This window comes from Mycobacterium kyogaense (assembly GCF_036946525.1).
GTDB lineage: Bacteria > Actinomycetota > Actinomycetes > Mycobacteriales > Mycobacteriaceae > Mycobacterium > Mycobacterium kyogaense_A.
In genome coordinates, this window is record NZ_JAQIIY010000030.1 from 1 (window position 1) to 18,194 (window position 18,194).

Consider the following 18,194-nt stretch of genomic DNA (forward strand, 5'->3'; position numbering starts at 1 on the left):
CCCGCAACTTCAACCCTCCGGCCGCGATGGCCGGGCGGATCACCGTCGTCGAAGCCGAAACCGTCGTAGAGGTCGGCGAACTGCACCCCGACGAGGTCCACCTGCCCGGCATCTTCGTCCAGCGCGTTGTCGCGCTGACCCCGGATCAGGCCTCCCGCAAGGGAATCGAGAAGCGCACCACCCGCCCCCGACCCGACCAGCAGGAGGTCCCGGCATGAGCTGGACACGTGAGCAGATGGCCGCCCGCGCAGCGCTGGAGTTGCGCGACGGCGACTACGTCAACCTCGGCATCGGGTTGCCCACCCTGATCCCCGATCACCTCCCGGAGGGGTCGGCGGTCACCCTGCACGCCGAGAACGGCATTCTCGGCGTCGGGCCGTTCCCCTACGACGACGAGGTCGATCCCGACCTCGTCAACGCCGGCAAGCAGACCGTGTCGGTGGTCGACGGGGCGTCGTTCTTCGACTCGGCCACCAGCTTCGCGATGATCCGTGGCGGCCACGTCGACGTCGCCGTGCTGGGCGGCATGCAGGTGGCCGCCAACGGCGACCTCGCCAACTGGATGGTGCCCGGCTCGATGGTCAAGGGCATGGGCGGCGCGATGGACCTCGTCAGCGGGGCCGAACGGGTGATCGTGCTGATGGACCACGTGTCGAAATCCGGTGCCCCCAAACTGGTCCTGACGTGCGACCTGCCCCTGACGGGGAAGGCCGTGGTGAGCCGCGTCATCACCGACCTCGGCGTCTTCGACGTGACCGGCACCGGCTTCGCAGTCGTCGAGCTGGCGCCGGAGGTGTCCCTCGACCACGTGGTCGAGGCCACCGGTGCACCCGTCACCGACCGGGCACGATCCCCCCAGATGGCGTAGGCCGGCTTCTACAACGTCTCTCTACAGCGTCGCCGGACGGATCACCACGACCGAGGTGGTCTTCGACCCGGCGTCGCGCAGCAGCGCCATCACCCGGCCGTCGGGCGCCGTCGCCGCATAGATGCCGTCCACACCGGCCGGCGCCAGCGGCCGGCCGTGGCCGGTGTCGACCGCCTCGGCGTCGGTCAGGTCGCGGCGCGCAAACGCCTGCAGACACGCGTCGTCGAGGCTGTAACTGAGCGTCGGCGCCTCGGCGAGCTGGTCGAGCGTGCGCGCATGGTCGAGACCGAACCGGCCCACCCGGGTACGCCGCAGCGCAGTCAGGTGACCACCCACCCCGAGCGCGGCCCCCACGTCGCGCGCCAGAGCTCGGATGTAGGTCCCGCTCGAACAGTCCACTGTCACATCGACATCCACCACATCACCCTGGCGGCGCACAGCCAGGACGTCGAAGCGGTCGATGCGCACCGGGCGGGCGGCCAACTCGACGGCCTCCCCGTCGCGCACCATCTGGTAGGCCCGCTTGCCCGCCACCTTGATCGCGCTGACCGCCGACGGAACCTGCTCGATGGCCCCCCGCAGCGGGGTGATCGCCGCCTCGATCTGCTCGTCGGTCACCTCCGCCGCCGACACCGTCTGCAGGACCTCGCCCTCGGCGTCCTCGGTGGTGGTCGTCTGCCCCAACCGGATCGTCGCGTCGTAGGACTTGTCGGTCGCGGTGAGCAGGCCGAGAATCTTGGTGGCCCGGTCGATACCGACGACGAGCACGCCGGTCGCCATCGGATCGAGTGTCCCGGCATGGCCCACCTTGCGGGTGCCGAACAGCCGGCGGCACCGGCCGACCACGTCGTGACTCGTCATCCCTGCCGGTTTGTCGACGATGACCAGACCCGGCGCACTCACAGCACGATCGCGGTGAGCGTGATGCCGTTCCGCACCGCCCACCGGCCGGTCAGCGACGTCAGCGGCGGACCGGACAGCGCCTCCGGATCGATCAGGATCTCGGAGGTGAACGTGCCGGCCTCACCCGATCCGTCGACGTCGAAGGTGATGTGAGCGTCCTCGAAACCCAGCCACCGCCGCGTCAACGGAAACCAGGCCTTGTACGTTGCTTCCTTGGCGCAGAACAACACTCGGTCCCAGTGCACGCCGGCAGGCAGGGCCGTCAGCTCCGAACGTTCGGCCGGGATGCTGATCGCGTCGAAGACACCGTCGGGCAGCACACCGTTGGGCTCGGCATCGATACCCACCGAACGCACGTGCTCGCGGCGGCCGACCGCAGCGCCGCGAAACCCCTCGCAGTGGGTCAGGCTGCCGACGAACCCGTCCGGCCAACGCGGTTCGCCCTTGTCCCCCTTCAGGATCGGGGCAGGTTCGGAACCGAGCTCGACGAGCGCCTGCCGCGCGCAGTAGCGCGCGCTGATGAACTCCTTGCGGCGCTTGGGCACTGACTTGGCGATCAGCGGCTCCTCGTCGGGCAGCGGCGCCAATTCCATGGGGTCGGAATACAGTTCGGCGGCGGCGAGACCGTCCAGGTCACCAGGCAGCACGCCGGCCAGCAGGGTCGCAGCGATCATGCCCGATCCTTGATGCGCTGCTGCATCTTCTCCGCGTGCTCGCGCATCTCCTGGGTGATCTGGAAGTGGCCGCCGAACTCGTTGAGATATCCCGGGCTGTATTGCGGATCGGGCAGGATCTGGCGCAACCACCGGTAGGGGCGGCGCCGCCGCCACTCGCGGGGGTAACCGACCGAAACCTCCTCGAATCGCACCCCGTCGTACCAGGTGGTGCGCGGGATGTGCAGATGCCCGTAGACCGAGCACAGCGCGTTGTAGCGGGTGTGCCAGTCGGCGGTCGCGGTGGTGCCGCACCACATCGCGAATTCCGGGTAGAACAGCGCGTCGCAGGGTTCACGCACCATCGGGAAGTGATTGACCTGGACGGTCTGGTCCATCCAGTCCAGTTCCTCGAGGCGCTTGCGGGTGTAGGCGACCCGCTCCCGGCACCAGGCGTCGCGCGTCGAGTACGGCTCGGCCGAGAGCAGGTATTCGTCGGTGGCCACGACGTTGCGATCCTTGGCGATCGCCAGCCCCTCGGCTTTGGTGCCAGCGCCCTGCGGCAGGAACGAGTAGTCGTAGAGCAGGAACATCGGCACGATCGTCGCCGGGCCGCCCTCGTCGGTCCACACCGGGAAGGGGTGCTCGGGGGTGATCACGCCCATCTCGTCGCACATGGTGACTAGGTAGTCGTAGCGGGATTTGCCGAAGATCTGCATCGGATCGCGGGTGGTGGTCCACAACTCGTGGTTGCCCGGCACCCAGATCACCTTCGCGAACCGCTTTCGCAGCAGATCCAGCGCCCATCGGATCTCGTCGGTGCGCTCCGCGACGTCGCCGGCGACGATCAGCCAGTCGTCCGGGCTTGCAGGGTGCAGGGACTCGGTGACCGGCTTGTTCCCGGTGTGCCCGGTGTGAAGATCGCTGACCGCCCACAGCGTCGGGCGGCGGTCCTCGGAGTTCACAACCTGTCAGCCTACTGGTGCGCCGCCCACCCCCGCTTCCGGGCAACTAGAACAGGTTCTAAGGTCTTGCCGTGCGGCCGCTCGTCGGCCGTTACACTCCGGGCAGGGACGGGGCCGGATCGGGAATTGAGGGGTGCGATGCTCGCGAAGGCGCGATTGCTCTCGGCGCTGTGCGCTCTCGTCGCCGCCGTGGTGGTGGTGTGCCAGGCGCAGCCGGCACCGGTGGCCGGTCCGGACGCGGTTCAGCTGCGGTCCACCGACATCCCGATGACCACGATCAAATGGCCGGTGGTCGAGACCGTGAATCCCGATCCGTTCGATCCGTGCCGGGACATCCCCCTCGACGTCGTGCAGCGCATCGGGTTGGCGTACACGCCGCCGGCGCCCGAGGACGCGCTGCGCTGCCACTACGACGCAGGTAACTACCAGATGGCGGTCGAGGCATTCGTCTGGCGCACCTACGAGCAGACGCTGCCCCCTGACGCCGTCGAGCTCGACATCGACGGCCACCGGGCGGCGCAGTACTGGATCATGAAGCCCACCGACTGGAACAACCGGTGGTGGATCACCTGCATGATCGCGTTCAAGACCAGCTACGGCGTGATCCAGCAGTCGTTGTTCTACTCGCCCATCTACTCCGAGCCCGATCCGGACTGCATGCAGACCAACCTGCAGCGGGCCCACGAACTGGCCCCGTTCTACAAGTTCTGAGTGGCCCTTCTGAGTGGCCCTAGCCTGGTGCAGGTGAGCGTCAAGAGTGCTGTGACGAGCCGGCTGAGCAGCCTGCTCCATGTTCCCCCGCCGAGCACCGAGGTCGACGTCGAGCGCGGACTGCGGGTGCCGATGCGCGACGGGGTCGACCTCGTCGCCGACCACTACGCGCCGCGCAGCGGAGCACCCGCCGGCACACTGCTGGTGCGCGGCCCCTACGGGCGGGCATGGCCGTTCGCGGCGTTGTACGGCCGCGTCTACGCCGCGCGCGGCTATCACGTGCTGCTGCAGAGCGTGCGGGGCACCTTCGGCTCCGGCGGGGAGTTCGACCCGTTCGTCCACGAGGTCGACGACGGCGCCGACACGGCCGCGTGGCTGCGCGAACAACCGTGGTTCACCGGGACGTTCGGCACCATCGGGCTGTCCTATCTCGGCTGGACCCAGTGGGCGCTGCTCGCCGACCCACCGCCCGAACTGAAGGCCGCGGTCATCACCGTCGGTCCGCACGACGTCACCGGACCGCGCTGGGGCACCGGCTCGTTCGCCCTCAACGACTTCCTGGGCTGGAGCGACCTGGTCGGCCGCCAGGAGGACGGGCACCGGCTGCGGCAGCTGGTGCGGCAGGCCCGCGCACAGCGGCAGGTCACCGACGCGTCGCTCCGCGTTCCGCTCGGCGAGTCCAGTAGGGCGCTGCTCGGGGACGGGGCGAGGTGGTTCGAGTCCTGGCTCGATCACCCCGAGAACACGGATTCGTTCTGGACGGGCCTGCGTCTCGGCGACGCGCTGGAGCGCACCGAGGTCCCCGTTCTGCTGCTCAGCGGATGGCAGGACCTGTTCCTCGAGCAGACGCTCGAGCAGTACCGGCGTCTGAGCTCCCGCGGTGTCACGACGGGTCTGACGGTCGGCCCGTGGACCCATTCGCACATGATGACCAGCGCGGCGCCGACCGCACTGCGCGAATCACTGGACTGGCTCGGCGCCCACCTCGGCGGCGCTCCACTGCGCCGGGCGTCACCGGTGCGTATCCACGTCAGCGGGTCCGGTTGGCGGGACCTCCCGGACTGGCCGCCCGCTGCGGCCGAGCGGGTGCTGTACCTGCAACCAGGCCGCCACCTGGCCGAATCGAAGCCCGAGTCGAGCGGCTCGGCCACCTTCGTCTACAACCCGGCAGACCCCACCCCGACGATCGGCGGGCGGCTGCTCTCCCCCGCCGCCGGCTACCGCGACGACACCGCACTGGCCAGGCGGGCCGATGTGCTCACGTTCACCAGTACGCCCCTGGCCGCGGATCTGCGGGTGGTCGGCGAGCCGTTCCTGGACCTCGCGCACGCGTGCGAGAACCCCCACAACGACCTGTTCGTCCGCATCAGTGAGGTGGACGCACACGGCGGCTCCCGCAATGTCAGCGACGGCTACCTCGCATCGGTGCCTGACGCCGACAGCGTGCGGATCGACCTCGACGCGATGGCTCACGTGTTCCCGGCCGGGGCCCGTATCCGCGTCCTGATTGCAGGCGGATCGCATCCGCGGTTCGTCCGCAACCTGGGCACCGGCGAAACACTATCCACCGCAATCACTTTGGCCACGGCCAAGCACACGGTGACGCTGGATGGCAGGTCGCGGCTGGTGCTGCCGTCAGCCGACTGAGCGGCGCACGCGGGCGGCGACCTCGCGGAGTGTCGCGTCGTCGTGCACCGGTGGACCCCACTGTGGCGTGACGGGCAGGCTCACCCAGCTGGTGCAGCCACGGTAATCAGGAGTGCGGGGCAGCGTGACGGGCTCGGTCAGGGCCGCGGCGGAGACCACGAGCACCGTCAGCCGGTGCCGGGGACGGAAGTCCAGCCGGTCTTCACGCACCGAGTCAGCTGTCCAGATGTGTTCAGCGGCAATCTCATCGAGGTTCTCGGGACGGGTGACCTCGATCGCGTCGATCACGCGGGCACCGGCACGCACCACGATCTGGTCGTCGGTGCTGTCGGCTGCGGCCTGTTCGAGGAGGTCACGGTGCTCGGGTCGCATCCGGTCGAGGTGGCTGTGCGCGACGGTCGGGAACAGCAGGAAGCGCGGTGCGGCCACCTCGAAGCGCTTCTCGTGGATTCCGCCCTTGCGCAGCAGCACGGTCTGCCTGCCGTCGAGCAGGGCGTGGACCGCCGCGCTCCACTCCTTGAGTCCGGGGCTGGTGAGTATCGCCGTCATCGTTGCGCGAGCCGAGCCCGCACCTCGGGACGACGAAGGGGCGGAACGGTTTTCGGTGGTTGCCGTCGTGGCGCGAGATCTGCGAGCAACCGCCTGGTGGTCGCTGTCACCTCGGCCACCGCGGTCTCGAAAGCCTCGACGTTGGGCCCGGACGGGCGGGTGATACCGCTGACCTTGCGGACGTACTGACGTGCGGCGGCTTCGACCTCCTCGTCGGTCGCCGCCGGTTCCAGACCGCGCAATTCGGTGATGTTTCGGCACATGACCTCCACGATAGGCGCGGGTCGGCGGGTCGATACGGTGAGCGAATGACCAACGCCTCCGACGTCCTGCTCATCGACACGCGCGACCGGATCCGCACGCTGACGCTCAACCGCCCCGACGCGCGCAACGCGCTCTCGGCGGCGCTGCGCAGCCAGTTCTATGCGGCCCTGCGCGCGGCGGAGGACGACGACAGCGTCGACGTCGTCATCGTCACCGGTGCCGACCCGGTGTTCTGCGCCGGTCTCGATCTCAAGGAGTTGGGCGACACCACGGATTTGCCCGACATCTCCCCCAAGTGGCCACCGATGTCCAAGCCGGTGATCGGTGCGATCAACGGTGCGGCGGTCACCGGTGGGCTCGAGATCGCGCTGTACTGCGACATCCTGATCGCGTCGGAGAACGCGCGCTTCGCCGACACCCACGCCCGGGTGGGTCTGCTGCCGACGTGGGGGCTGTCGGTCCGGCTGCCGCAGAAGGTGGGTGTCGGGATGGCACGCCGGATGAGCATGACCGGGGACTACCTGTCGGCCGAGGAGGCTCTGCGCACCGGTCTGGTCACGCAGGTCGTGCCGCACGACCAGCTGCTCGATACCGCCCGCCAGATCGCGACGTCGATCGTCGGCAACAACCAGAAGGCAGTGCGTGCGCTGATGCGCTCGTATCACCTGATCGACGACACGCAGACCAGCGGCCCGCTGTGGTTGGAGGCGGCGTCGGCCCGGGAGTGGATGAAGAGCGCCTCCGGCGACGACATCGCGGCAAGCCGCGCCACAGTCATCGAGCGCGGTCGCAGCCAAGTGCGCTGACGGTCTGTTCGGCGAGCGCGCGGGTCTGCACGCCGACACGCGGGCTTGGGCGGTAGTCCGCGTGCGCTCGCAGGCGACGAGCGCACGCCGACGTACGCAGTGGGCGGCGCGCCGCTGTGCAGACACGCGCGCTCGCCGAAGGACTGCTCAGCCGGGAACGAGCCAGCGACCCGACAGCGTGCGCCAGCCGACGAACACCAGCCGCAGCACCATGAACGTGCTCAGCCCCGACCAGATGCCGAGCAGCCCCCACCCGAACACCAGCGACAGCCAGGTCAGGGGCAAGAACCCCAGCAGCGCGCTGACCAGCGTCGCCGTCCGCATGAACCGGGCGTCGCCCGCGCCGAGCAGCACGCCGTCGAGAGCGAACACCACCCCGGCGACGGGCAGCTGCGCCACCAGGAACCACCACGGCACGCTGATCTGGTCGAGCACCGTGCGATCGTCGGTGAACACAGCCGGCAGCACCGAAGCGCCGAGCGCGAACAGCGCCGCCAGCACGCCCGCCGCCGCTGCGGAGAACACTGTCACCCGCCACGCCACCGACTGGGCATGCCGCAGCTTCCCCGCACCCAGCGCGGCGCCCACCAGCGACTGCGCCGCGATCGCCAGCGAATCCAGAACCAGCGCAAGGAAACTCCACAGCTGCAGCACCACCTGGTGGGCGGCCACCGCCGCTGCACCGAAGCGCGCGGCCACCGCACCCGCCGAGATGAAGCACGCCTGGAACGCCATCGTCCGGATCACCAGGTCACGGCCCATCACCACCTGGGCGCGCAGCACTGCCGGGCGCGGGCGAACCGGCACGCGCTCGACGCGCAGCGCATGCAGGAACAGCACCGCCGCGATCCACTGACCGATGACGTTCGCAACCGCCGACCCGGCCAGGCCCAGGGCCGGTGCCCCGAACCAGCCGTACACGAGCGTCGGGCACAGGACGGCCGCGATCGCGAAGCCGATCACCACGTACCGCAGGGGCCGGGCCGTGTCCTGCACGCCCCGCATCCACCCGTTGCCCGCCGCGGCCACTAAGATGGCCGGGACCGCCAGACTGGCGATGCGCACCCACGGCAGCGCCGCAGCGGCGATGTCGCCACCGGCGGCCAGCGCCGTGACGAGCGGGACCGCGAAGATCTGGACGGCGACCACGACCACTGTGCCGATCGCCGCAGCCAACCACGTTGCCTGAACACCCTCGGCAACAGCGGCTTCGCGGTCGCCGCGGCCGTAGAAACGCGCCGCACGCGCTGTCGTGCCGTAAGACAGGAACGTCAACTGCGAGCTCAGCACGCCCATGATCAGCGCACCGATCGCCAACCCGGCCAAACTCAGCGCACCGAGACGCCCGACCACGGCGAGGTCGAACAGGAGGTAGAGAGGTTCGGCGGCGAGCACGCCGAGCGCCGGGAACGCCAGGGCGGCGATGCGCCTGCTGGTGGCGGGCGCCAGGGCCCCGTCGGCGTCAGCCAAGAACCCTGCACAACGCTGTGACGACGTCTTCTGCGCTGCCAGTCGCGGAGAATCCTGAGGCCAATCGGTGACCGCCGCCGCCGAATGTGGCGGCGACCGCCGCGACGTCGAGCGTCTTGGACCGCATTGACACCGACCATTGCGCCGGCCGGATCTCCTTGAACACCGCGGCCACTTCGGCCTCCTGAGTGGTGCGCACGATGTCGACGATGCTCTCCACCTCTTCGGGCCGCGCATCGAGCCATTCCTGGTGCGACACCACGGCGTAGACGAAGCCCAGCCCGTCGCACGCTTCGCGAGCCAGCTGCGCCGTGCCCAGCACTCGCGACAGCATCGGCAGCCACGCGAACGGGTGCGTGTCCATCAACGCGCGGCTCACACCGGCATTGTCGACGCCGAGCTCGACCAGCCGCGCCGCCAGCCGCAGCGCCCGGGCACTGGCCCAGCGGAACGATCCGGTGTCGGTGGTCAGGCCTGCGTAGACACAGTGCGCGACCGCTTCGTCGAGCGGTTCGCCCCACGCGTCGAGCAGATCGGCGATCATCATCGTCGTCGAATCCGCCGTCGCGTCGACGAAGTGGGCGGTGCCGAACAGTTGATTGCTGTGGTGGTGGTCGATGACCAGGACCGGTCGGTCGGCGGTCACCAGGTCCGACAGCGCGCCGAGTCGATTGATGCTGGGCACGTCGACAGTGACCACCAGATCGGCGTCGCGCCGCAGCTCATCGGGGGCGACCAGCAGCCGACCGCCCGGCAGTGAGCGCAGGGAATCGGGCAGCTCCGCCGGCTCGGCGAACGTGACCTGCACGCTGGTACCGATCCGGTCGAGCACCAGCGCCAGTGCGAGACCGGCACCCACCGTGTCGGCGTCCGGGTGGACGTGGCAGAGCACGCTGACCGACTGAGCCGACGCCAGCAGCTCGGCGGCGCCTCGGGCGTCGACCCGGGCACCCGTGATCAAGGCGTCAGCGGTCGTGTCGGTCATGGAGCGTGTCGAAGTCACCGGTGTCCTCAGCGTCCGCCTCGTCTGGCCCCCGGCCTTCGTCCTCCGCCCCAGTTACACGGTACGGGTCCGCCTCGCCGGCGTGCTTGGCACCTTCGCGAACTCTCGCCAAATCCTCATCCGCGGCACGGGCCCGGGCCAGCAGCTCCTCCATCCGGTGGGCCGCGTCGGGCACGGTGTCGCGTTCGAAGGCCAGCGTCGGGGTGAAGCGCACCCCGAGCGAGGCCCCGACCTTGGTGCGGAGCACACCGCGGGCACTGTCGAGCGCCGCGGCGGCACCGCCGTAGTCGGGTTCCTCGTCCAAGGACCGGCCGATGACCGTGTAGTACAGCGTGGCGTCGTGCAGGTCGTTGGTGACCTTCGCATCCGTGATGGTCACCCCGGCGAGCCGGGGATCCTTGATCTCGAATTCGATCGCCGAGGCGACCACCGTGGAGATGCGTTTGGCCAGCCGCTTCGCCCGTGCGGGATCAGCCATTACGTTTTGCCTTCTTCACTTCGTTCATCAGGCGGTTCATCGGGCGGCTAGGTGCGGGCCTTCTCGACCAGTTCATAGGTCTCGATGACGTCGCCTTCCTTGATGTCGGAGTAGGTCAACGTCAGACCGCACTCGTAGCCGTCGCGAACCTCGGTGACATCGTCCTTCTCGCGCTTGAGCGACGAGATCGTGAGGTTCTCGGCCACCACGACGTTGTCGCGCAGCAGGCGAGCCTTGGCGTTGCGGCGCATGATGCCCGACTGGACGAGGCAGCCGGCGATGTTGCCGACCTTCGACGACCGGAAGATCGCCCGGATCTCGGCGCGGCCGAGTTCCTTCTCCTCGTAGATCGGCTTGAGCATGCCCTTGAGCGCACTCTCGATCTCGTCGATCGCCTGGTAGATCACCGAGTAGTACCGGATCTCCACGCCTTCGCGGTTGGCCAGCTCCGTCGCCTTGCCCTCGGCGCGGACGTTGAACCCGATGATGATCGCGTCCGACGCCGACGCCAGGTTGACGTTGGTCTCGGTGACGCCACCGACGCCGCGGTCGATGACGCGCAGCTCCACCTCGTCGTCGACCTGGATGCCGAGCAGGGCCTCCTCCAGCGCCTCCACGGTGCCGGAGTTGTCGCCCTTCAGGATCAGGTTCAGCTGGCTGGTTTCCTTCAGCGCCGAATCCAGATCTTCCAGGCTGATCCGCTTGCGGGTGCGGGCCGCCATCGCGTTGCGCTTGCGCGCGCTGCGCCGGTCAGCGATCTGCCGGGCGATGCGGTCTTCGTCGACGACGAGGAAGTTGTCGCCTGCGCCGGGCACCGACGTGAAGCCGATGACCTGAACCGGTCGCGACGGCAGAGCCGCCTCGACGTCCTCGCCGTGCTCGTCGACCATGCGGCGCACACGACCGTAGGCGTCGCCGGCCACCACCGAGTCGCCGACGCGCAGCGTGCCGCGCTGGATGAGCACGGTCGCCACCGGTCCGCGGCCGCGGTCCAGGTGCGCCTCGATCGCCACACCCTGGGCCTCCATGTCCGGATTGGCCCGCAGGTCCAGCGACGCGTCGGCGGTCAGGATGACCGCTTCCAGCAGCGCCTCGATGTTGGTGCCCGCCTTGGCGGAGATGTCGACGAACATCGTGTCGCCGCCGTACTCCTCGGGCACCAGGCCGTACTCGGTCAGCTGACCGCGGATCTTGGCCGGGTCGGCACCTTCCTTGTCGATCTTGTTGACCGCCACGACGATCGGCACGTCGGCCGCCTGCGCGTGGTTGACCGCCTCCACCGTCTGAGGCATCACGCCGTCGTCGGCCGCGACCACGAGGATCGCGATGTCGGTGGCCTTGGCACCGCGGGCACGCATGGCGGTGAACGCCTCGTGACCCGGGGTGTCGATGAACGTGATCGGCCGCTCGGAGCCGTCGAGATCGACGGTCACCTGGTAGGCGCCGATGTGCTGGGTGATGCCGCCGGCCTCACCCTCACGCACCGTCGCATTACGGATGGTGTCGAGCAGTCGGGTCTTGCCGTGGTCGACGTGACCCATGACGGTGACGACCGGCGGACGGAATTCGAGGTCGTCCTCATCGCCTTCGTCTTCGCCGTAGGAGAGGTCGAACGACTGCAGCAGCTCGCGGTCCTCGTCCTCCGGGGACACGACCTGCACGACGTAGTTCATCTCGCCGCCCAGCAGTTCGAGCGTCGAGTCGTCCACCGACTGTGTGGCCGTGACCATCTCGCCGAGGTTGAACAGCGCCTGCACCAGCGAGGCCGGGTTGGCGTTGATCTTGTCGGCGAAGTCGGACAGCGACGCACCGCGGGCCAGGCGGATGGTCTCGCCGTTGCCGTGCGGCAACCGCACGCCACCGACGACCGGAGCCTGCATGTTCTCGTATTCGGCCCTCTTCGCGCGCTTGCTCTTGCGACCACGCTTCGGGGCACCGCCGGGACGACCGAACGCACCTGCCGCACCTCCGCGCTGGCCGGGGCGTCCACCGCCACCGCCGCCGGGACGGCCTCTGAAACCACCGGCAGCCGCTCCACCGCCGCCGCCGCCGGGGCCGCCACCGCGGTAGTTACCGCCGCCGCCACCACCGCCGGGACGTCCGACACCACCGGGCGCCGGGCGAGGACCACCGCCGGGACGGGGACCGCCACCGGGGCGAGGCCCGCCACCGGGACGGGGTCCCTGCGGACGGGGCGGCATGTTGCCGGGTGATGCGCCGGGACGCGGGCCACCGCCGGGGCGGGGGCCGCCTGCGCCGGGACCCGGGCGAGGACCACCGGGACCGGCCGGGGGCCGGGGTGCGGGCCGTTCGACGGGTACCTGGGACGAGAAGGGATTGTTACCGACGCGCGGGGTCCGCGCGGCGGGCTTGGGGGCACCGGGGCGCGGTCCGCCGGGACCGGGCCGCGGACCCGGGGTGGGGCCGGGTGCCGGACCGGGGCGCGGCGGCGCGGACGGCGTGGCGGCGGCCGCAGGCGGGGCCTGGGCCGGCTGCGGTGCGGCCGGCGGTGCGCTCGGGGCGGGGGCCGCAGGCGCCGCGGGGGCGGCCGGGGCCGGTGCGGCCGGCTGCTGTGCGGCCGGCGCGGACGGCCGCGGGCCGGGCCGTGGTCCGGGCTTGGCAGGAGCTGCCTGACCGGAGCCGTTGCTGCCACTCGCAGAACCTGAAGGTTTGGAGCCGCCGAACGACTCCCTCAACCGGCGGGCGACTGGCGCCTCCACCGTTGACGACGCCGACTTGACGAACTCACCTTGTTCGCTCAGTCGCGCCAGAACTTGCTTACTTGTGACACCGAGTTCCTTGGCCAACTCGTGCACGCGGGCCTTACCTGCCACTACATCTCCTGTCTGAGAGGCGACAGCGGTGGTAGGCGCCGCGCCTCGGGTTAGCTATGACGCATGGTCATCGAGACTTCACGGTGTGCTCATGTTCTTCGCTACCTGTTCTCTTGCCCGGGTGGCTCGTGCGTTTCGTATTCCGCGAAACGCTCGACCACCGCGGTGATGTCCGGTGAACCGGTGATCCGCAACGCTCGGCCGAAGGCTCGCCGGCGAACCGCCTCGCGCAGACACCCTGGATCGGGATGCAGCCAAGCACCCCGCCCCGGAAGCCTCTTCGCCGCGCCAACGGTCACGACCCTGGAGTCATTCCCAGGACCCTGCCCGCCATCGACGGCGACGACCCGAAGCAGATCGACGGCCAGCTCTCGTCGCCGGCATCCGATGCAGGTCCGCACCGGACCCCCCGAGGGGTTGTCGTTGCTTTTCTGCGTCCGAGCCGACTTCTCGCGCTGGATCACAGCTGAGTCTACCGTCACGACGTCGCCGAAAAGGAAATCGGTCCGCGGCTGTGGTCTACGGCAGGTCTACGGCAGGTCTACCGCAGGTGCCCGGCAGCCGGGGTGCGGCTCGTCACCGCTCCCCCGCCACGCCGCGGGCCGCATCGGAACGCCGGTCGGCGCGGCCGGTGTCGGACGCCGCGTCGTCGCTGCGGATGTCGATGCGCCAGCCGGTGAGCCGCGCCGCCAGCCGCGCGTTCTGCCCTTCCTTGCCGATGGCCAGCGAGAGCTGAAAGTCCGGCACGATGACGCGCGCCGCTTTGGCCGCCTCGTCGATCACTGTCACGGACACGACCTTGGCCGGGGACAGCGCATTGGCGACGAACTTCGCCGGGTCGTCGTCGAAGTCGATGATGTCGATCTTCTCGCCCGACAGTTCGCTCATGACGTTGCGCACCCGCTGGCCCATCGGTCCGATGCAGGCACCTTTGGCGTTGAGTCCCGGCGCGCGCGAGGCCACTGCGATCTTGCTGCGATGCCCGGCTTCGCGGGCGACCGCGACGATGTCCACCGAGCCGTCGGCGATTTCGGGAACCTCCAGGGAGAAGAGCTTGCGGACCAGGTTGGGGTGGGTGCGTGACAGCGTGATCAGGGGCTCGCGCGCCCCGCGAGAGACGCCGACGACATAGCACCGCAGCCGGTCGCCGTGTTCGTAGCTCTCCCCCGGCACCTGCTCGGCGGCCGGGATCACCCCCTCGGAGCCCTTCGTCTCACTACCCATCCGCACCACCACCAGACCGCGGGCGTTGGCGCGGGCGTCACGCTGGATCACGCCGGCCACGATGTCGCCCTCACGGGCGGAGAACTCTCCGTAGTTCTTCTCGTTCTCCGCGTCGCGCAGCCGTTGCAGGATTACCTGACGGGCTGTGGTCGCCGCGATCCGGCCGAAGCCTTCGGGGGTGTCGTCCCACTCGTGCAGCACGTTGCCGTCGGCGTCGGTCTGTCGCGCCATCACCTTGACCACACCGGTCTTGCGGTCGACGTCGATGCGGGCGTCGGCCTCATGCCCTTCGGTGTGGCGGTAGGCCGTCAGCAGGGCCGACTTGATGGTGTCGACGACCACGTCGACCGAGATCCCCTTGTCGGCCTCGATCGCGTGCAGCGCGGCCATGTCGATGTTCATGATCCACCGTGCCTTTCGGTTTGGCCCGCCAGCTCCAGCTCGTGCGGACTCGGTGGTGAGAATTCCACCTGGACAACAGCTTTGGTGATGTCATCACGTGCGACCGCACGCACCGTCAGCCCGCGTCGCGGCCCGTCACGCACCACGACGTCGACGGTGGCGCCGTGCAGTTCGCCCAGCCGGCCGGTCAGCGTTGAGCCGTCGGCCAGCGTCAGTTCCACCAGCCGCCCCTGGGCGCGGCGGTAGTGGGTATCGGTGCTCAGCGGCCGGTCCACCCCGGGCGAGGTGACCTCCAGCGTGTACGCCTGCGAGTCGAGGTCGTCGAGAAGAGCCGAGGCGGTCCGGGACAGTTCGGCGATCGTGTCGAGATCGAGGCCCTCATCGCCGTCGGCGACCACCGTCACCCGGGGTGGGCATGCGGCTGCGTCGACCACGACGTCCTCGATGTCGTACCCGGCGCGCGCGAACTCCTCGGCGAGCAAATCGATCACCTGTCGCTGCGACGGCAATCCCGCATACCGCTCCGCCACGGTGAGCTCCTCGTCTTGAGTTGTCTCTCGAACTGGTCGAACGGGACCCTACGATACGCCAGGCAGACGGTCCGAACGACGAAAGCGCAACCTCCACGGGCCCGCGCAGGAGGCGTCGAACCCGACCACACAGCCCGCAATGGCAGGATGTGGCACGTGCCGAGCCGCCCGCCGACCCTGCGCCGCCGTCAGGTGCTGGCCGGGTTCGTCCTGCTGCCCGCCGTCGCGGCGGCCGCATGCGGTGCCCCGCCACCCCCGCCGGATCTCGACGACCTGACCACCGCCCTGGACCGGGCCCGCGCCGACAGCCGACTGGCCGACCAGGCCGCCGCGGCGGTGCGCGGCCGCGCCGCGGCAACCCTGACGGAGATCGCCGGGCTGCGCACCGCGCACGCGCAGGCGCTGTCCGACGAGATCGTCCGCCTCACCGGCGCCCCCGCGCCGAGCACAGGCGTGACGGTGACGACGTCGGCGAGCCCGGCGGCAGGCGCCCCCGAACCACCGCCGCCGAGCACCGACGACGTCGTCGGCTCGCTGCGCGCGTCGGCCGACAGCGCGTCGCACTCGGCGGCGGCGCTGTCGGGTTACCGCGCGGGGCTCCTGGCCTCGATCGCCGCCGCCTGCACGGCGGCCTACACCGTGGCCCTGGCCTCCCCCGGTGGCGCCCGATGACCTCACCGACGCCGAGCCCCACCACCCGTCCTGACGATCCGGCTCTCGGGGCGCTGTTCGACGCGGTGGCGGTGGAACACGCGACGATCTACGGATACGGCTTGGTGTCAGCGCATTCCACGCCCGAGGACAACAGCCTGGTCGCCGACGCGATGGCCGAACACCGGGCGCGGCGGGAGGCCGCCATCGTGCTGCTCGAGAACACCGGGGGCGCCGTGCCGCTGCCGGCCGCGGGCTACTCGATGCCCTCAGAGGTCGACACTCCCACCCAGGCCGCGACACTCGCGGTCCGCATGGAATCCGACGCAGCGACTGCATGGCGGGCTGTCGTCGAGCAGGCAACCGACGAGAAGGTGCGCGCGTTCGGCGTGGCTGCGATGCTCGAAACCGCGGTCACCGCCGCGCGATGGCGTGGAGTCGTCGGGACGACACCGGTCATGGTGCCGTTCCCCGGCGGCACCGAGTGATCGCTAGCGGATCGCGGCGAGGATCTCCTCGGTCGCGGACGCCGCCGGGACGTCGCGCTTGTCGCCGCTGAAGCGGTCCCGCAGTTCCACGACACCGTCGGCCCAACCGCGGCCCACCACGACGATCCACGGCACACCGAGCAGTTCGGCGTCCTTGAACTTCACCCCCGGCGATGCGGTGCGGTCGTCGAGCAGCACGTCGACTCCTAGGCGGTCCAGATCGGCGGCCAATTCCGTTGCGCCGGTGCGGGCCTCGGCGTCCTTGTTCGCGATCACCACGTGCACGTCGAACGGTGACACCGAGGACGGCCACCGCAACCCCATGTCGTCGTGCTGCTGCTCGGCGATCACCGCCACCAGCCGCGACACCCCGATCCCGTAGCTGCCCATGGTCAGGCGCACCGGTTTGCCGTCCTCGCCGAGCACGTCGGCGGTGAATGCGTCGGCGTACTTGCGGCCCAGCTGGAACACATGGCCGATCTCGATGCCGCGGGCGGCCACCAGCGGTCCCGCCCCGTCCGGCGACGGATCACCCTCCCGCACCTCGGCGGCCTCGATCGTGCCGTCGGCGACGAAATCGCGTCCCGCGACCAGGTCGACGACATGCTTGCCGATCTCGTCGGCGCCGGTGATCCAGGCGGTGCCGTCCACCACCCGGGGATCGATCAGGTAGCGAACCCCGTTGGCCAGCAACCCCTTCGGGCCGATGTACCCCTTCTTGAGGAACGGGTACTTCGCGAAGTCGGAGTCGTCGATCATCGCGAACTCGGCTGGCTCCAACGCCGCGCCGAGCCGCTTCTCGTCGACCTCGCGGTCGCCGGGCACACCGACGGCCAACAGTTCCCAATCACCGCCGGGGACGCGGACTTTCATCAGCACGTTCTTCAAGGTGTCGGCCGCCGTGACGGTGCGGCCCAGGTCGGCGGAGTTGGCCCAGTCGACCAGAGTCGCGATCGTCGGGGTGCTCCCCGTCTCGTACACCGTCGCCTCGGGCAGCCCGTCGAACGGAATCGACTCGGGGACCGCCGTGACGACGGCCTCGACGTTGGCGGCGTAACCGGACTCGGCACACCGTACGTAGGTGTCCTCCCCGACCTCGCTCTCGGCGAGGAACTCTTCCGAGGCGCTGCCGCCCATCGCCCCCGACACCGCGGACACGATCACGTAGCGCACTGCGAGGCGCGCGAAGATCCGCTGGTACGCCTCGCGGTGCGCGTGGTAGGCCTTCTTGAGACCGTCATCGTCGATGTCGAACGAATACGAGTCCTTCATCAGGAACTCGCGCCCGCGCAGGATTCCGGCGCGCGGACGGGCTTCGTCGCGGTACTTGTTCTGGATCTGGTAGAGCCGCAGCGGAAAGTCCTTGTACGACGAGTACTCACCCTTGACGGTCAGGGTGAACATCTCCTCGTGGGTCGGGCCCAGCAGGTAATCGTTGTCGCGCCGGTCCTGCAACCGGAACAGCGTGTCGCCGTACTCGGTCCAGCGGTTCGTGGTCTCGTACGGCGCCCGCGGCAGCAGCGCCGGGAACAGGATCTCCTGTCCACCAATGGCGTTCATCTCCTCGCGGACGATCGCCTCGATCCTGCGGAGCACCTTGAGCCCGAGGGGCAGCCAGCTGTAGAGCCCGGGGCCTACCGGACGGACGTAGCCGGCCCTGATCAGCAGCTTGTGGCTCGGCACTTCGGCGTCGGCCGGGTCGTCGCGCAGAGTGCGCAGGAACAGCTCGGACATGCGGGTGATCACAG

Annotated in this window: 20 protein-coding genes; 7 read left to right on the plus strand and 13 right to left on the minus strand. The window is 69.7% G+C overall.

Annotated features, from left to right (window positions below; translation table 11 throughout):
- On the plus strand, positions 1–218 hold a 218-nt coding region (locus tag PGN37_RS22730), incomplete at its 5' end, for a CoA-transferase (RefSeq protein ID WP_335333253.1).
- Positions 215–868, plus strand: coding sequence for a 3-oxoacid CoA-transferase subunit B (locus PGN37_RS22735; RefSeq protein WP_335333254.1), 654 nt, complete (start codon positions 215–217; stop codon positions 866–868). The genes PGN37_RS22730 and PGN37_RS22735, both read left to right, overlap by 4 nt.
- A gap of 21 nt (positions 869–889) precedes the next feature.
- Here PGN37_RS22735 and truB read toward each other — a convergent pair whose 3' ends face one another.
- From truB to PGN37_RS22750, 3 genes are read right to left on the minus strand one after another with little or no spacing between them, the layout of a single operon-like run.
- Positions 890–1,771 (minus strand): tRNA pseudouridine(55) synthase TruB, encoded by an 882-nt coding sequence (gene truB / locus PGN37_RS22740; RefSeq protein ID WP_335333255.1) that lies wholly within the window; start codon positions 1,769–1,771, stop codon positions 890–892.
- Positions 1,768–2,445, minus strand: coding sequence for a 4'-phosphopantetheinyl transferase PptT (pptT, locus tag PGN37_RS22745; RefSeq protein ID WP_335333256.1), 678 nt, complete (start codon positions 2,443–2,445; stop codon positions 1,768–1,770). Before pptT ends, truB begins: the two co-directional genes overlap by 4 nt.
- Entirely contained in the window at positions 2,442–3,389 is a 948-nt protein-coding gene (locus PGN37_RS22750) for a metallophosphoesterase family protein (RefSeq protein WP_335333257.1), read from the minus strand. The genes pptT and PGN37_RS22750 overlap by 4 nt, the downstream gene beginning before the upstream one ends.
- 138 nt (positions 3,390–3,527) lie before the next feature.
- Here PGN37_RS22750 and PGN37_RS22755 point away from each other — a divergent pair, with 138 nt between their 5' ends.
- Both PGN37_RS22755 and PGN37_RS22760 read left to right on the plus strand, forming a co-directional pair.
- Positions 3,528–4,100, plus strand: a complete 573-nt coding sequence (locus PGN37_RS22755; protein ID WP_335333258.1) for a DUF3558 domain-containing protein — start codon at positions 3,528–3,530, stop codon at positions 4,098–4,100.
- A gap of 33 nt (positions 4,101–4,133) precedes the next feature.
- Positions 4,134–5,747, plus strand: a complete 1,614-nt coding sequence (locus PGN37_RS22760) for a CocE/NonD family hydrolase (RefSeq protein WP_335333259.1) — start codon at positions 4,134–4,136, stop codon at positions 5,745–5,747.
- Here the strand turns inward: PGN37_RS22760 and PGN37_RS22765 are convergent.
- Together PGN37_RS22765 and PGN37_RS22770 are read right to left on the minus strand one after the other, a co-directional pair.
- Positions 5,736–6,296 (minus strand): DUF1802 family protein, encoded by a 561-nt coding sequence (locus tag PGN37_RS22765; RefSeq protein WP_335333260.1) that lies wholly within the window; start codon positions 6,294–6,296, stop codon positions 5,736–5,738. The two genes, PGN37_RS22760 and PGN37_RS22765, sit on opposite strands and share 12 nt — an antisense overlap.
- The gene (locus tag PGN37_RS22770) at positions 6,293–6,559 is read right to left on the minus strand and encodes a DUF2277 domain-containing protein (protein ID WP_335333261.1); all 267 of its coding nucleotides are present in this window, start codon (positions 6,557–6,559) and stop codon (positions 6,293–6,295) included. Before PGN37_RS22770 ends, PGN37_RS22765 begins: the two co-directional genes overlap by 4 nt.
- 45 nt (positions 6,560–6,604) lie before the next feature.
- On the opposite strand from PGN37_RS22770, the gene PGN37_RS22775 reads away from it, so the two are divergent.
- Entirely contained in the window at positions 6,605–7,366 is a 762-nt protein-coding gene (locus PGN37_RS22775) for an enoyl-CoA hydratase (protein ID WP_335333262.1), read from the plus strand.
- A gap of 147 nt (positions 7,367–7,513) precedes the next feature.
- On the opposite strand, the gene PGN37_RS22780 is transcribed toward PGN37_RS22775, so the two are convergent.
- The 7 genes from PGN37_RS22780 to rimP form a co-directional block, all read right to left on the minus strand.
- Positions 7,514–8,836, minus strand: a complete 1,323-nt coding sequence (locus tag PGN37_RS22780; RefSeq protein ID WP_335333263.1) for an MATE family efflux transporter — start codon at positions 8,834–8,836, stop codon at positions 7,514–7,516.
- The gene (locus PGN37_RS22785; protein ID WP_335333264.1) at positions 8,829–9,821 is read right to left on the minus strand and encodes a DHH family phosphoesterase; all 993 of its coding nucleotides are present in this window, start codon (positions 9,819–9,821) and stop codon (positions 8,829–8,831) included. The genes PGN37_RS22780 and PGN37_RS22785 overlap by 8 nt, the downstream gene beginning before the upstream one ends.
- Complete coding sequence (gene rbfA / locus PGN37_RS22790; protein WP_335333265.1) at positions 9,802–10,317, minus strand: 30S ribosome-binding factor RbfA; 516 nt, start codon at positions 10,315–10,317, stop codon at positions 9,802–9,804. The genes PGN37_RS22785 and rbfA overlap by 20 nt, the downstream gene beginning before the upstream one ends.
- 47 nt (positions 10,318–10,364) lie before the next feature.
- The gene (infB, locus tag PGN37_RS22795) at positions 10,365–13,151 is read right to left on the minus strand and encodes a translation initiation factor IF-2 (RefSeq protein ID WP_335333266.1); all 2,787 of its coding nucleotides are present in this window, start codon (positions 13,149–13,151) and stop codon (positions 10,365–10,367) included.
- Between the two features lie 101 nt (positions 13,152–13,252).
- Entirely contained in the window at positions 13,253–13,633 is a 381-nt protein-coding gene (locus tag PGN37_RS22800; RefSeq protein ID WP_335333267.1) for a YlxR family protein, read from the minus strand.
- A 94-nt stretch (positions 13,634–13,727) separates the two neighbouring features.
- Positions 13,728–14,777, minus strand: coding sequence for a transcription termination factor NusA (gene nusA, locus PGN37_RS22805; RefSeq protein WP_335333268.1), 1,050 nt, complete (start codon positions 14,775–14,777; stop codon positions 13,728–13,730).
- A complete protein-coding gene (gene rimP, locus PGN37_RS22810) occupies positions 14,774–15,307 on the minus strand; it encodes a ribosome maturation factor RimP (RefSeq protein ID WP_335333269.1) in 534 nt (177 codons plus the stop codon). The genes nusA and rimP overlap by 4 nt, the downstream gene beginning before the upstream one ends.
- A 147-nt stretch (positions 15,308–15,454) precedes the next feature.
- Between rimP and PGN37_RS22815 the strand changes: the two genes are divergently transcribed.
- Positions 15,455–15,979, plus strand: coding sequence for a hypothetical protein (locus tag PGN37_RS22815; RefSeq protein ID WP_335333270.1), 525 nt, complete (start codon positions 15,455–15,457; stop codon positions 15,977–15,979).
- Positions 15,976–16,446 carry a ferritin-like domain-containing protein gene (locus PGN37_RS22820; protein ID WP_335333271.1) on the plus strand — a complete coding sequence of 157 codons (471 nt, stop codon included), beginning with the start codon at positions 15,976–15,978 and terminating at the stop codon, positions 16,444–16,446. Before PGN37_RS22815 ends, PGN37_RS22820 begins: the two co-directional genes overlap by 4 nt.
- 3 nt (positions 16,447–16,449) lie before the next feature.
- Here the strand turns inward: PGN37_RS22820 and PGN37_RS22825 are convergent, their stop codons facing one another.
- Positions 16,450–18,192 (minus strand): proline--tRNA ligase, encoded by a 1,743-nt coding sequence (locus PGN37_RS22825; protein WP_335333272.1) that lies wholly within the window; start codon positions 18,190–18,192, stop codon positions 16,450–16,452.
- Between the last annotated feature and the right edge of the window lie 2 nt (positions 18,193–18,194).